A 14088-nucleotide genomic window follows, 5' to 3' on the forward strand; every position below is an offset into this window, starting at 1 on the left:
GCGCGCGCCGTCACCGTGACGGCGGCGCCACGGCTACGGGATCACGGGGCGCGCCGCGTCAGATGACGCCCTGCGCCAGCATCGCGTCGGCGACCCGCTCGAAGCCCGCGATGTTCGCGCCCGTCACGTAGTCGCCGGGGGCTCCGTAGCGCTCGGCGGTCTCGTGGCAGGTGGCGTGGATGTCCTTCATGATGTGCGCCAGCTCGTCCTCGACGCGCTGCGCGGGCCAGGAGATCCGGGCGTGGTTCTGCGCCATCTCGAGGGCGCTGACCGCGACGCCGCCCGCGTTGGCCGCCTTGCCGGGGCCGAAGGCGACGCCCGCCTGCTGGAACAGGTGGACGGCCGCGGGGGTCGTCGGCATGTTCGCGCCCTCGGAGACCGCCTTCACGCCGTTGCGGATCAGCGTGGTGGCGTCGTCCTCGGTCAGCTCGTTCTGCGTGGCGGACGGCAGGGCCACATCGGCGGGCACCTCCCAGACGCGACCGCCGCGCACGAAGCGGGCGGAGGCGCCGCGGCGCTCGGCGTACGCGTCGACGCGGCCCCGCTCGACCTCCTTGATCTGCTTGAGCAGTTCGAGGTCGATGCCCTTCTCGTCCACGACGTAGCCGGAGGAGTCCGAGCACGTCACCGGGTTCGCGCCCAGGGCGTGCAGCTTCTCGATGGTGTAGATCGCGACGTTGCCGGAGCCCGACACGACCACCGTCTGCCCCTCCAGGTCCTCGCCGCGCTCGCGCAGCATCGCCTCGGCGAACAGCACGTTGCCGTACCCGGTCGCCTCCGGGCGGATCAGGGAGCCGCCCCAGCCCTGGCCCTTGCCGGTGAGGACGCCGGCCTCCCAGCGGTTGGTGATCCGCCGGTACTGGCCGAAGAGGTAGCCGATCTCCCGCCCGCCGACGCCGATGTCACCGGCCGGCACGTCGGTGTGCTCACCGATGTGCCGGTACAGCTCCGTCATGAAGGACTGGCAGAAGCGCATCACCTCGGCGTCGCTGCGCCCGTGCGGGTCGAAGTCGCTGCCGCCCTTGCCGCCGCCGATGCCGAGGCCGGTCAGCGCGTTCTTGAAGATCTGCTCGAAGCCCAGGAACTTGATGACGCCGAGGTTCACCGACGAGTGGAAGCGCAGGCCGCCCTTGTACGGGCCGAGCGCGCTGTTGAACTCGACCCGGAAGCCGCGGTTGACCTGCACCCGTCCGCGGTCGTCCTGCCACGGCACCCGGAACATGACCTGACGCTCGGGCTCGCACAGCCGCTCCACGAGTCCCGCCTCGGCGTACTCGGGGCGGGCCGCGAGCACCGGCGCCAGCGTCTCCAGGACCTCGTGGACGGCCTGGTGGAACTCCGGCTGGGCCGGGTTGCGCTGCTCGATCTCGGCGAGGGTCCTGCCGAGTATGTTCTGCATGTCGGATCGCGTCGTCACAGAAGGCCTTTCTGGCGCGGCTACCACCGGATCCGGGAGAGGTGCGGCGACCTCGGTTCCGGTCCATCGATGAGCGCTCGGCGCCTTTGCCGGGCGCGGGGCAAGGTTAGTGTTACGCGCATGTAAACACCTTGACCAGCATGCCAGGCAGGAGCGGCTCACCATGTGAGACCCCGGGACGCTGCGCGGGAAGCGGAATCCCTTGCGGCGCCCCGGTGGCCGGTCAGCCGGTGGTGAGCGACACCTCAGTCGCCTTGATCAGCGCGGTGACCGGGGAGCCGACGGCCAGGCCGAGTTCCGTGACGGCGTCCCTGGTGATCGCGGCGGTCAGCTCGCCGCCCTCGACGGTGACCCGGACGGCGGCCATGGCGGCGCCGGCGGCGATGTCGCTGACGGTGCCGGGCAGCCGGTTGCGGATGGAGAGCCCCTCCACGGAACCCGTGGCGAGGGAGACCTCCGTCGACTTGACCAGGGCGCGCACGGCGGACCCCTCGGCGAGACCGAGTTCCTTGACGGCGTCCACGGTGATGGCGGAGGTGAGGTCGCGGCCGCCGTCGAGGCGGACCCTTACCGTCGCCATGGCCTCGCCAGTGGTGACCGTGGTGACGGTGCCGGGGATCTGGTTGCGGATGCTCAGGCTCATGGGAACGCCTCACGGGGGTGGGGTGAAATGCCGGAATTCCGGCCTGCTGTGCGGTTCACCCTAGAGCCTGCGCGACGGTTCGGGCCGGCCGGCCGGCCGTCCTTCCGCGGACGGCCGGAACCGTCGGGCGTCAGGCGGGATAGGCGTGGGTCTGCGCCGCCTTCACCGCCGCCCACACCTCCGCGCCCGGATGCAGGCCCAGCTCGGCTGCCGCCACCGTCGTGAGACCGGCGGCGAGGGGGAGCTCGCCGGTGAGGTCGGCGCGGATCTGGTCGCCGTGCGTCTCCAGGCCGGCCACCTCGCAGTGCCAGAGGTTGCGGGCGCTGGTGCCGCTGGGGCGCTCGCGGTACAGGGTCACCGCGGTCGGCGGGAAGGTGACGAAGACCGGTCCGGTGAGGTCTTCGGTGGTGGTGATCGCGGGCCCGCCGTCCAGCCGGACGGTGTGCCCCTCGGCCTGCCCCCGGTACAGGTTGAGGCCGATGAGGTGGGCGATGTAGTCCGTCCGCGGGTGCCGGGCGATGTGGCCGGGGGTGCCTTCCTGGACCACCTGGCCGTCCTCGATGACGACGAGGCGGTCGGCGAGGACCATGGCGTCGAGCGGATCGTGCGTGACGAGGACCGCCACCGCCTCGAACTCGGCGAGGTGGCGCCGGAGTTGGGCGCGGACTTCCAGGCGGGTCCGGGCGTCGAGCGCGGCCAGCGGCTCGTCGAGGAGGAGCAGCCGCGGGTGGGTGGCCAGCGCGCGGGCCACGGCGACGCGCTGGGCCTGGCCGCCCGAGAGCCGGCGGGGTTTGGCCCCCGCGTGCGCGGCGAGCCCCATCCGGTCCAGCCACCGCGCGGCCTGGGTCCGGGCCTCCGCCTTGGTCGCGCCGTGGCAGCGCGGGCCGAAGGCGACGTTGTCCAGCGCCGTCAGGTGGGGGAAGAGCAGGTAGTCCTGGAAGACGACGCCGACCGGCCGGGACTCCGGCGGGGTGCGGTCGAGGTCCGTGCCGTCCAGCCGCAGGCGTCCGCCGGTCAGCGGGACCAGTCCGGCGAGGGCGCGCAGCGCCGTCGTCTTGCCCGCGCCGTTGGGCCCGAGGAGGGCGACGACCTCGCCGGGGGCGACGGCCAGGGAGACGTCGAGGCGGAAGTCGCCCCGCTCGACCACGAGACGGGCGTCCAGGCCCTCCCCGGCGGCAGCGGCCCCGGCGGTCGCCCCGTCGGCGGCGGTGCCGTGCGCGGTCCTGTCGAGATCGGTCTTGTCGAGATCGGTCATGAGGCGGTCATCCAACGGTCGCGCAGCCCCGCCAGTACGGCGATCGAGACGGCCAGCAGCACGAGGCTCAGGGCGATCGCGGCCTCCGGATCGCTCTGCAGGGCCAGGTACACGGCGAGGGGCATGGTCTGGGTACGGCCCGGGAAGTTGCCGGCGAAGGTGATCGTCGCGCCGAACTCGCCGAGCGCCCGCGCCCAGGCGAGCACCGCGCCCGCCGCGATGCCCGGCGCGATCAGCGGCAGCGTGACCCGGCGGAACGCGGTGAAGCGGGAGGCGCCCAGCGTGGTGGCCGCCTCCTCGAAGCGCGGATCGGCGGCCCGCAGCGTGCCCTCCACGCTGATCACGAGGAACGGCATGGCGACGAACGCCTCGGCGACCACGACCCCGGCGGTCGTGAAGGGCAGGGTGATGCCGAACCATGCGTCCAGCCACTTCCCGACGACGCCGTTGCGGCCGAGCGCCGACAGCAGCGCCACACCGCCCACCACGGGAGGCAGCACCAACGGCAGCGTCACCAGGGCCCGTACGAGACCGCGGCCGGGGAACTCGACACGGGCCAGCAGCCAGGCCAGCGGCACGCCGATGACCAGGCTGACGGCGGTCGCCGCCGTCGCGCACAGCAGGGAGAGCCGCAGTGCCTGCCACACCGCGGCGCTGGTCAACTGGGCGGGCAGGTCCGACCACGGGGTCCGGACGAGCAGGGCGATCAGCGGCACGATCAGGAACGCCAGGCCCACGAGCGCGGGCAGCAGCAGGGGCAGCGGTGCGCCCCGGAAGCCCCCGGACCCCGTGCGTCCCGGGGGGTGGGAACGGCGACGCCGCGGACCGCCCGTGAGGGTGTCGGCCGCGGCGTCGGGCTTGTCGAGCGAGGTCACGGCTTCAGGAACCCGGCCGAGGTCAGGACCTTCTGGCCCTCGGCGGACCGGACCAGCTCGATGAACGCCTTGGCGGCAGCCGCGTTCTTCGAGTCCTTGAGCTGCGCGATCGGGTAGTCGTTGACGGCGTCCGCCGACTCGGGGAAGTTCACGCCCTCCACCTTGCCACCCGCGGCCTTCACGTCGGTCTGGTAGACGACCGCGGCGTCGGCCTCCTTCAACTCCACCTTCGTCAGGGCCGCCTTGACGTCCTGCTCGTAGGAGACCGGCGTGAGCTTCAGCTTGCCCGCGTCCAGCGCCTTCTGCGCGGCGGCGCCGCACGGCACCTCCTTCGCGCAGAGCACGACCTTCAGCTTGGAGTCCGTCAGGTCCTTGAGCGAGTCCACCTTGTCGGGGTTGCCCGGCAGGGTGGCGATCTCCAGCTGGTTGCGGACGAAGGTGGCCGGGCTGCCGGCGGCGCCCCCGGCATCCGTGACGATCTTCATCGTCTTGGGGCTGGCGGCGGCGAACACGTCGGCCGGGGCGCCGCCGGTGATGCTCGCGGCCAGCGAGTCGCTGCCGCCGAAGCTGAAGGTCACCTTGGTGCCCGGGTTCGCCTTCTCGAACTGCTTGCCCAGCGTCGTGAAGCTCTCCTTCAGCGAGGCCGCCGCGAAGACGGTGACCGTGCCGGACGGCTTGCCCGAGGCCGACGCCGAGGAGTCGGAACCGGCGGACGAGGAGTCGTCGGAGGAGGCGCAGGCGCTCAGGGCCAGCAGCGCGGCGGCGCTCACACCGGTCACCTGGACTATCCGGCGGGTCCGGCGCACTGTACGGGTCATCACGGATCTACTCCCTCTCGGCCAAAGCTTGCGCTGAGCATACTGCCGCACTTGCAAGGTGAAAGTCTCCTGTCACATCGCATGAGCTGGGTTGGAGATTCCGACGGCTGGTATCTGCGTTTGAGTGGAGTCGTCGCTCGGGTACGGTCCCCGGGGAGGTGCCAGCCCGTGAGCGATTCCCTCGCACATGCCCGTACGGCTGCCGTCGCGACGGCGGAAGTGGTGCTCGACGGCGACGTGGCCCGGCCGTCCCGGCTGACCGTGGCCGATCTGCGGAGCCGGCCGCAGCGGTCGGCGGCGGTGGCGTTCGAGTGCGCCACCAGCGGCGTCCGGCACCACCGCTTCACCGGGCCGCTCCTGCACGACGTGCTGGTGGCGGCGGAGCCGGCGTTCGACCCGGCCCGGCGCAAGGACCGGCTGCGCTTCCTCATCGCCGTCAGCGGCGCGGACGGCCACCGCACCCTGCTGTCCTGGGCCGAGATCGACCCGGACTTCGGGCGCGCACCCGTCCTGCTCGCGGTCGCCATGGACGACAGCCCGCTGGACGGCGCGGGGCCTCAGCTCGTCCTCCCGCAGGACCGCTGCGGCGCCCGGTACGTCAGCGGCATCACCGCGATACGGGTCAACGGCGGCTACTCCGCCTGGACCTGACCCGCAGGGAGGGGAGGGCCGGAGGTAAGCCGCGGGGAGAGGGGCGCCGTCAGACCCGGTCGATGTGGACGTTCGTGGACTTCACCCGGGCCGTGGCCTCCATGCCGACCTCCAGGCCCAGCTCCTCGACGGCCTCCCGGGTCAGCAGCGACACCAGCCGGTGCGGGCCCGCCTGGATCTCCACCTGGGCGGCCACGTCGCCGAGCTTGATCGCGGTCACGATGCCGGGGAAGGCGTTGCGGACCGAGGTGTAGGAGGTCTCCTCGTCGCCGGTGCCGCCCTTGGCGAGGCCGACGGAGAAGGCGGCCAGGTCCTGCCCGTCGATGAGCCGCTTCCCGGTCTCGTCCCGATGGGTCGCCACGCGCCCCGCGTCCGCCCACCGTCGCGCGGTGTCCGGGCTCACGCCGAGCAGCCGGGCTGCCTGGCCGATCGTGTATGACTGCATGGTCGTCAAGATATGCCCCCGCCCCGATGCTCCCGAAGGCGACTCTTCGATCTCCCGGCGCGGCGCGGCGGTCACCCCCGGCGTGCGGCGGAAGTGCGGCGTGCGGCGGTGCGGGTCAGTCTGGTGGGAGGGCCGAAGCGGGGCCGCGACCGAGGCCACGGCGACCAGGGAGTTCACGTATGGCAGGCCAAGTGCTGGTCGGGACGGACGGATCCGAGTCGAGCCTGGAGGCGGTGGCGGCCGCGGCGCGCGAGGCACGTCTGCGCGGAGTGGACCTGGAGATCGTGCACGCCTTCATCTGGCCGCTGGTCAAGGCCCCGACGGCGGCCGCGCCCATCAGCCAGCCCACCAGCCGGCTGCGCGACCAGGCCGACGAGATCGTGGCCGCGGCCGTCGAGCACGCCCGCGTCGCGGAGCCGCAGCTGTCCGCGATCCGCGGCGAGGTCGTCACCGGGGAACCGCTGACCATCCTGGCCGCCCGGTCGCGGGAAGCGAGTCTGGTCGTCGTCGGCAGCCGGGGCCTGGGCGGCTTCACGGGCCTGCTGATCGGCTCGGTCGCGGTGCATCTGGCCGCCCACGCGCACTGTCCCGTCCTGGTCCTGCGCGGCCGGGCCGCCGCGGAGGGGCCGGTGGCGGTCGCCGTGGACGGCTCGGGCGACGCGCAGGTCGCCGTCGACGAGGCGTTCGCGCACGCCGCGCGGCGGGCGACCGGGCTGCTCGCCGTGCAGGTCTGGAGCACCTGGACGGGTCCCGGCAGGGAGTGGCCGGGCGACATGGCGCCCCTCGTCTTCGACGTCGACAAGCTGCGCGAGGAGTGCGAGCGCACCCTCGCCGACGCCGTCGCGCCCGGCCACGCCCGCCACCCCGACGTCGCCGTCGAGGAACGGGTGGTGGAGGGCCGCGCCCGGCCGGTCCTCATCGAGGCCTCCGGCGAGGCCCAGCTGATGGTCGTGGGCGCCCGGGGCCTTGGCGGCTTCACCGGTCTGCTGCTCGGCTCGGTCAGCCAGGCCCTGCTCCAGCACGCGGACTGCCCGGTCCTCGTCGTCCGCCGGTCACCCGAAGGCACCGAGGGCACCGAGGGCACCGAGGGCACCGAAGGCGCTTAAGGCACGGACGGCACCGAAGCCGCATCCTGGTCGGCTTTCCCGATCGGCTTTCCTGGTCGGTTTTCCGCCCAGGACGTCCACGGACCGACCTCGTGCGCGGTGGATCACATGGTGCGGAGGGTGGACAGGGCGCGTACGGGCTCGTAACTTAACGAATGTTCGACAAAGATCGTGGTCGTCCTTCGTGACCTGAGCCGGGAGCCCGCATGGCCGACGCAGTACTCGCCGAATTCCGTGACGACGGGATCACCGTCATCACGCTCAACCGCCCCGAGGCCCGCAACGCGGTGAACCGGGCCGTCGCCGAGGGCGTCGCCGCGGCGCTCGACGAGCTCGACCGCCGCGACGACCAGGTCGTCGGCGTCATCACCGGTGCGGGCGGCACGTTCTGCTCCGGCATGGATCTCAAGGCGTTCCTCGCGGGGGAGCGCCCGGTCGTCGAGGGGCGCGGTCTCGCCGGGATCACCGAGGCGCCGCCCCGCAAGCCGATGATCGCCGCCGTCGAGGGGTACGCACTGGCCGGCGGCTGCGAGATCGTCCTCGCCTGCGACCTGGTCGTCGCCGCCGACGACGCGCGCTTCGGGATCCCCGAGGTCAAGCGCGGCCTCGTGGCGGCCGCGGGCGGCCTGCTCCGGCTGCCGCGCCGCATCCCGCCGCAGATCGCCCTGGAGATCGCCCTCACCGGCGACTTCCTGAAGGCCGGCCGGGCGCACGGGTTCGGCCTCGTGAACCGGCTCACCGCACCGGGTCAAGCTCTCGACGGGGCAGTGGAGTTGGCGCGCGCCATCGCCGCCAACGGGCCCCTCGCCGTCCGCGCCACGAAGCAGGTCCTCACCGAGGCCCGCACCTGGAGCGCCGACGAGGAATGGGTCCGGATGCGCGAGATCGCCGCCCCCGTGTTCGGCTCCGACGACGCCGAGGAAGGTCCCCGCGCCTTCGCGGAGAAGCGCGCGCCGCGCTGGACCGGGCGGTGAACGCCGGACCACTGGCCGGCGTGCGGGTCGTCGAGCTGGGCGGGCTCGGTCCCGGCCCGTTCTGCGGCATGCTGCTCGCCGACCTCGGCGCGGAGGTGATCCGCGTCGACCGGCCTGGCGAGGCCGGGCAGGCCACCCGGCACCCCGTGATCCACCGCGGCCGCACCTCGATCGCCGTGGACCTGAAGCACCCCGAAGGCGCCGACGCCGTGCGGAAGTTGATCGCGGGCGCCGACGCCGTCATCGAGGGGTTCCGGCCCGGCGCCGTGGAGCGCCTCGGGATCGGCCCCGACGTGTGCCTCGCCGCCAACCCGGCACTCGTCTACGGGCGGATGACGGGCTGGGGCCAGGACGGACCCCTCGCCCAGGAGCCGGGCCACGACATCAACTACATAGCCCTGGCAGGCGCGTTGCACGCCATCGGGCCCGCCGACGGCGATCCGGTGCCGCCGGTCAACCTCGTCGGCGACTTCGGCGGGGGCGGCATGCTGCTCGCCCTCGGTCTCGTGAGCGCGCTGCTGCACGCCCGCACCAGCGGCGAGGGACAGGTCGTCGACGCCGCGATGACCGACGGCACCGGCCTGCTGCTCGCCATGACGTACGGCTTCCTTGCGCAGGGCGCCTGGGAGGACCGGCCGGGGGTGAACCTCCTCGACGGCGGAGCGCCGTTCTACGCCGTCTACCGCTGCGCGGACGGCGGGCACGTAGCGGTCGGGGCCATCGAGCCGCAGTTCTACGCCGCCCTGCTGGACGTCCTCGGACTGCGCGACGACGAACGGTTCGCACGGCAGCGCGAGCGTGCCGCCTGGCCCGCGATGAAGTCCGCGCTGACGGCCCTGTTCGCCACGCGCACCCGGGACGAGTGGGCGCGGGCCTTCGACGGGAAGGGCGCGTGCGTCACCCCCGTCCTCTCGCTCACCGAGGCCGCCGCACACCCGCACAACGCCGCCCGCGGCTCCCACCGCCGCGGCCCCCACGGCGGACAGGAACCGGCGCCCGCCCCCAGGTTCAGTGCCACGCCCGCCGGTGATCCGGCCCCCGCGCCGGTCATCGGCGCGCACACGGGCGACGTGCTCACGGCCGTGGCCGGACTCACCCACGACGACATCGACAGGCTGCGCGAGAAGGGAATCGTCGGATGAGGCGGTACGTGCCCGAAGGAATGCCCGAGAGCCTGCCCTACCCCGACGCGTCCCTGGGCGACCTGCTTGCCGGATCGGCGCACCGGCACGCCGACCGGCTCGCCCTGCGGGACGGTGAACTCACCCTGACGTACGCGGAGTTGTACGACCGGGCGTGCCGGGTCGCCGCCGGGCTGCGGGAGCGCGGCGTACGGCACGGCGACACCGTCGCGCTGCACCAGCCCAACTCCGCCTGGTTCACGGTCACGTACTACGGCGTGCTGCTGGCCGGCGCGGTCGTCACCCCCGTCAACCCCGCCCTGCCGCCGAAGGCGCTGCGCGACCAGCTCCAGGAGGCGGGCGCCGTCGCGGTGTTCACGCACCCCGCGACCCGCGCCGCACTCGACGAGGCCGAGGTGCCGGGCGTCCGGCTCACCGTCCTGGTCCCGCCGACCGACACTGCTCCCGCACCGCCGGGCACGGACTCGGGTGCGGATTCGGGCGGCACCTGCCTGGAGGACCTGCTGGCCGCCGAGCCGCTCGCCCCCGTCGTGGTGTCCGGGGACGACCTCGCCCACCTCTCCTTCACCGGCGGCACCACCGGCCGCTCCAAGGCGGTGCGCGTCCTGCACCGCAACGTCGTCGCCAACGTCCTGCAGATGGCCTGCTGGCGGGGTGCCGCCCGGCCCGTCGTCGACGCCGAGGGACGCGTCCACCTGGAGCCGGTGCCCGAGGCCCGGACGCCGTACACGATCGAGATCGGGGCGTCGACCGGCGTCGCGCTCGCGCCCATGTTCCACGCCATGGGGCTGGTCAGCCAGTCCGTGAGCATGGCGACGGGGACGAGCGTCGTGCTCGCCGGGCGGTTCGAGCCGGGCCGGTTCGTGCGGCTCGTCGAGGAGCACCGGGTGACCATGATCCCCGGCTCGCCCACCCTCTTCCACGCCCTGCTCGCCCTGCCCGGCATCGAGGACGCCGACCTCACCTCCGTGCGGATCGTCAACTCCGGTGCCGCGCCCATCGACGCGCACGCCCTGCACCGGCTCGGCGAGCTGTTCCCCCACGCCTGCATCGTCGAGGGGTACGGCCTGACCGAGGCGACCATGGCGCTCACCACCCACCCGATGCTGCGCGAAGGACCCGTGCCGGCCGGCAGCGTCGGCGCGCCGCTCTTCGACACCGACATCGAGATCAGGGACCTCGGCTGCGGGCCGGTGATGCCGGCGGGGCGGACCGGGGAGGTGTGGGCGCGCGGACCGCAGATCACCGACGGCTACCAGGGGCACCGCGACCTGACCGACGAGCAGTACCGGGACGGCTGGCTGCGCACCGGTGACCTGGGGCGGCTGGACGAGGACGGCTGGCTGTTCCTCGTCGGCCGGGCCAAGGACATGCTGATCTACAAGGGGTACAACGTGTACCCGACGCCCCTGGAGGACCTCCTCCACGAACACCCCGCGGTCGAAGGGGCCAGCGTCATCGGCGCGCCGCACGCGGAGGCCGGCGAGATACCGGTCGCGTACGTCGTCACCCGGCCAGGTCACCCGTCCGGGCCCGAACTCGCCGCGCGGCTCATGGAGTTCGTGGCGGAGCGCGTCGCCCCCTACCAGCGGGTGCGAGAGATCCACTTCATCGACGCCCTGCCGGTCTCCGCGGCGGGCAAGATCCTCAAGACGGAGCTGCGGCAGCGTCACGCCTGACGCGCGGCACCGGGAAAGGCTGTACCACCATGTACGTGCGAACCGTCCAGCGGGCGCAGATGATCGGCCCGCCGACGACCGACACGGAGCTGCGCTTCCAGCGCTGCACCTGGTGTTCGACGGTCGTCTTCCGCACCGTGCTGCTCTGCCCCACCTGCTCGTCGACCGAGCTGCGCTGGTCGCGCAGTCCCGGCCACGGCACGGTCTCCAGCGCCGTCGAGGTGCGCCGCAAGGGGCAGCGCCCGCGGATGGTCGCCGTCGTGGAACTCGCGGACGGGGTGTGCATGCGCTGTCTCGTCGAGGGCGTGTCCGGCGGCGCGGTCACCCCGTTCGGGGCGTCCGTGTCGGTCGTCGAGGTCGCCACCGACGGCATCCCCGTCTTCCGTCTCGACCCGGTGCGGGGTGAACGCTGGTGACCGGTCGGGTGCGGCGCGTGCCGCGGTCCCTGCTGTCCGTCCCCGGGAGCAGCGAGCGGTTCCTCGCCAAGGCGCGGGGCGTGCCCGCCGACGGCATCGCGTTCGACCTGGAGGACTCGGTCGCGGCGGGCGACAAGGACGCGGCCCGGCAGCTCGTCGCCGGGGCGCTGGCCGGGTTCCCGGCGCGGGGGAGGGAGCTGTGGGTGCGCCCCAACGCGCTCGACTCCGGCCTCCTGGAAGCGGACCTGGACGCCGTGGTCCGTCCCGGCCTGCACGGACTGCACCTGCCGAAGACCGACGACGCCGGGACGCTCGTCCGCGTCGGGCACTACCTCGACTACCTGGAGGCGGTGCGCGGGCTCGACGCCGGCTCGGTGCGGCTCCTCGCGTGGATCGAGTCCGCGGCCGGCCTCGCCGACGTCGAACGGATCTGCCGCGCCTCGCCCCGCCTCGACGGGGTCTCGCTCGGCTCCGAGGACTACACCGCCTCCCTCGGCGTGTCCCGCACACGCGACGGACGGGAACTGGCACACGCGCGGGCCCGCATCGCCAACGCCGCGGCGGCGGCCGGGATCGGCGCCATCGACGGCCCGGAGGCCGACTTCCGTGACCTCGAACTCTTCGCGGCGCAGGCCGAGTCGGCGCGCGGCGTCGGCTTCGCCGGGAAGTTCTGCATCCACCCCGGACAGGTGGACGTCGCCCACCGGGTGTTCGCGCCGGGTGACGCCGAGCTGGCCTGGGCGCGCAGCGTGCGCGAGGCGTTCGAGGGGGCCGGTGCGGGTGTCGTGACCGTGGCCGGAATGATGGTGGACCGGCCCGTCTACCTGCGGGCTCTTCGGACCTTGGGAGTGATGGGCGGGTGAGCGGGATCGTGGTCGGCGAACCGGCGGTGGTGGACGAGCGGGATCCGGACGACCGTTGCCCGGGACCGCTCGGCAAGGGTGAGCACATCTGCGTGCAGGAGGCGCGGGGGGCGGGCCCCGGCGTGGTCGAAGGCTACTGCCACGCGGGCCGCGCACCGTCCCGCAGCTACGGCGGTGCGGCCCTCGCCCAGGCGCTCGCCGCCGCGTACCGCACCGTCGAGGACGAACGCGCCGTGCACTCGCTGCACGCCTACTTCCTGCGGGCCCTGTCGCCCGAGAGCCCCGTCCGGTACGCCACCGACGTGGTGCGCGACGGCCGCAGCTACTCCATGCGGCAGACCACCGCCGTCCAGGGCGGCAAGGAGGCGCTCACCATGAGCGTGTCCTTCAAGTCGCCCCAGGGCGAAGGGGGTTGGCGCCAGCCGGAAATGCCGGACGTGCCGGGTCCCGAACGGCTCGGCGACGGCTGGGCGTTCCGGCCGGCCGACCATCCGCTGCGCGCCTCCCTGGAGTACCGCGAGGTGCCCCGCGCCACCCCGCACCCCGGCACCGGACGCATCGACCGGCACGCTTGGATCCGCACCGTCGGGACGCTCCCCGACGACCCGGTCCTGCACGCCTGCGTCCTCGCCTACATCTCCGACGCCCCGCTCGCCCCGACGGCCCTGGTGCCCTACGGCGAACCCCGCCCCGCCGGTGTGGCCCTGGCCTCGCTCGACCACGCCATGTGGTTCCACCGGCCGGCCCGGGCCGACCAGTGGCTGCTCTACGTGTGCCGCAGCACGGTCGCCGGGGACGGGCGCACCCTCGCGCACGGGGAGTTCTGGACGCGTGACGGCGCGCTCGTCGCGTCCGTCGCGCAGGAGGCCCTGCTGCGCGTCCGCTGACCCGACGACCGGAGCCCCTGCCCGCGAAGAACCTTCGCGGGCAGGGGCTCCTGCGTGCGGCCCCGGCACGGGGCACCGGGCGGACGTCCACCGGAAGCGGCCGGGTGCCTACAGGAAGATGTCCTTGCGCAGCGCCGCGTCGCCGTGCGGGTCGGCGCGGTACCCGTCGAAGTCCGTGACGCCCTCCCCGCGCAGCACGTCCTCGTCGATCAGGCACTGCCCCGTCACGTCGCCGGCCGGGCGGGTCAGCAGCGCGTGCGCCGCGTCCGCCATGATCCGCGGCGTCCGGCTGACCCGGGCGGCCTCGTCGGCGCCGCGGAGGTTCTCCGTGGCGGCCGTGGCGATGGTCGTCGCCGGCCAGAGACAGTTGGCGGACAGCCGCCCGGCCCGGTGCTGCTCGGCGACGCCGAGGGTGAGCATCGTCATCCCGTACTTGCTGACGGTGTACGGGGCGTGCTCGCGCAGCCAGCGTCCGTCCGGGTTGAGCGGCGGCGACAGCGTGAGGACGTGCGCGTGCCGCGAGTCGCGCAGGTGGGGGAGGGCGAACGAGGTGAGCAGGAAGGTGCCCCGGACGTTCACGTCCATCATCAAGTCGTAGCGCTTGAGCGGCAGTTCACCGGGGTTCTGGAGCGCGATGGCCGAGGCGTTGTTCACCACGACGTCGATGCCGCCGAACCGTTCGGCGGTCGCCGCGACGACGCGGCGTACGTCGTTCTCGTCCCGGACGTCGCCGACGACCGCCAGGGCCTTGCCACCGGCCCGCTCGATCTCGGCGGCTGCCGTGTGCACGGTGCCGGGCAGCCGGGGGTGCGGCGTGTCCGTCTTGGCGAGCAGCGCGACGTTGGCGCCGTCGCGGGCGGCCCGCAGCGCGATGGCGAGCCCGATGCCGCGGCTGCCGCCGGACATCAGGAGCGTAC

General features: G+C 73.6%; 15 protein-coding genes. 8 read left to right on the forward strand and 7 right to left on the reverse strand.

Annotation, left to right across the window (positions count from 1 at the left end):
* Positions 1–58: 58 nt before the first annotated feature.
* The 5 genes from gdhA to modA all read right to left on the reverse strand — a co-directional run bounded on the left by gdhA (position 59) and on the right by modA (position 5008).
* Positions 59–1399, reverse strand: a complete 1341-nt coding sequence (gdhA, locus tag M4J07_RS13265; RefSeq protein WP_255971327.1) for an NADP-specific glutamate dehydrogenase — start codon at positions 1397–1399, stop codon at positions 59–61.
* 241 nt (positions 1400–1640) lie between these two features.
* Entirely contained in the window at positions 1641–2060 is a 420-nt protein-coding gene (locus tag M4J07_RS13270; protein WP_255971329.1) for a TOBE domain-containing protein, read from the reverse strand.
* Between the two features lie 130 nt (positions 2061–2190).
* Positions 2191–3315: an ABC transporter ATP-binding protein gene (locus M4J07_RS13275; RefSeq protein ID WP_255971331.1), complete on the reverse strand. Its 1125-nt coding sequence runs from the start codon at positions 3313–3315 to the stop codon at positions 2191–2193.
* Positions 3312–4190, reverse strand: coding sequence for an ABC transporter permease (locus tag M4J07_RS13280; RefSeq protein WP_255971333.1), 879 nt, complete (start codon positions 4188–4190; stop codon positions 3312–3314). Before M4J07_RS13280 ends, M4J07_RS13275 begins: the two co-directional genes overlap by 4 nt.
* A complete protein-coding gene (modA, locus tag M4J07_RS13285) occupies positions 4187–5008 on the reverse strand; it encodes a molybdate ABC transporter substrate-binding protein (RefSeq protein ID WP_255971335.1) in 822 nt (273 codons plus the stop codon). Before modA ends, M4J07_RS13280 begins: the two co-directional genes overlap by 4 nt.
* 168 nt (positions 5009–5176) lie before the next feature.
* Between modA and M4J07_RS13290 the strand changes: the two genes are divergently transcribed.
* Complete coding sequence (locus tag M4J07_RS13290; protein ID WP_255971337.1) at positions 5177–5659, forward strand: molybdopterin-dependent oxidoreductase; 483 nt, start codon at positions 5177–5179, stop codon at positions 5657–5659.
* A gap of 49 nt (positions 5660–5708) precedes the next feature.
* Here M4J07_RS13290 and M4J07_RS13295 read toward each other — a convergent pair whose 3' ends face one another.
* Positions 5709–6104, reverse strand: coding sequence for a TOBE domain-containing protein (locus M4J07_RS13295; protein ID WP_255971339.1), 396 nt, complete (start codon positions 6102–6104; stop codon positions 5709–5711).
* 179 nt (positions 6105–6283) lie between these two features.
* On the opposite strand from M4J07_RS13295, the gene M4J07_RS13300 reads away from it, so the two are divergent.
* The 7 genes from M4J07_RS13300 to M4J07_RS13330 all read left to right on the forward strand — a co-directional run bounded on the left by M4J07_RS13300 (position 6284) and on the right by M4J07_RS13330 (position 13171).
* Positions 6284–7210, forward strand: coding sequence for a universal stress protein (locus M4J07_RS13300; RefSeq protein WP_255971341.1), 927 nt, complete (start codon positions 6284–6286; stop codon positions 7208–7210).
* A gap of 206 nt (positions 7211–7416) precedes the next feature.
* Positions 7417–8184, forward strand: a complete 768-nt coding sequence (locus M4J07_RS13305; RefSeq protein ID WP_255971343.1) for a crotonase/enoyl-CoA hydratase family protein — start codon at positions 7417–7419, stop codon at positions 8182–8184.
* Positions 8181–9326, forward strand: coding sequence for a CaiB/BaiF CoA transferase family protein (locus M4J07_RS13310; protein ID WP_255971345.1), 1146 nt, complete (start codon positions 8181–8183; stop codon positions 9324–9326). Before M4J07_RS13305 ends, M4J07_RS13310 begins: the two co-directional genes overlap by 4 nt.
* A gap of 8 nt (positions 9327–9334) precedes the next feature.
* Positions 9335–11005: a class I adenylate-forming enzyme family protein gene (locus M4J07_RS13315; protein WP_255971347.1), complete on the forward strand. Its 1671-nt coding sequence runs from the start codon at positions 9335–9337 to the stop codon at positions 11003–11005.
* Between the two features lie 29 nt (positions 11006–11034).
* Positions 11035–11421 (forward strand): Zn-ribbon domain-containing OB-fold protein, encoded by a 387-nt coding sequence (locus tag M4J07_RS13320; protein WP_255971349.1) that lies wholly within the window; start codon positions 11035–11037, stop codon positions 11419–11421.
* A gap of 17 nt (positions 11422–11438) precedes the next feature.
* The gene (locus M4J07_RS13325) at positions 11439–12284 is read left to right on the forward strand and encodes an HpcH/HpaI aldolase/citrate lyase family protein (RefSeq protein WP_255971351.1); all 846 of its coding nucleotides are present in this window, start codon (positions 11439–11441) and stop codon (positions 12282–12284) included.
* On the forward strand, positions 12281–13171 hold the full coding sequence (locus tag M4J07_RS13330; protein WP_255971353.1) for an acyl-CoA thioesterase: 891 nt from the start codon (positions 12281–12283) through the stop codon (positions 13169–13171). Before M4J07_RS13325 ends, M4J07_RS13330 begins: the two co-directional genes overlap by 4 nt.
* A 108-nt stretch (positions 13172–13279) precedes the next feature.
* Here M4J07_RS13330 and M4J07_RS13335 read toward each other — a convergent pair.
* A partial coding sequence (locus M4J07_RS13335; RefSeq protein ID WP_255971355.1) for an SDR family oxidoreductase occupies positions 13280–14088 on the reverse strand: 809 nt, incomplete at its 5' end.

This window comes from Streptomyces longispororuber (assembly GCF_024448165.1).
GTDB classification, from domain to species: domain Bacteria; phylum Actinomycetota; class Actinomycetes; order Streptomycetales; family Streptomycetaceae; genus Streptomyces; species Streptomyces longispororuber_A.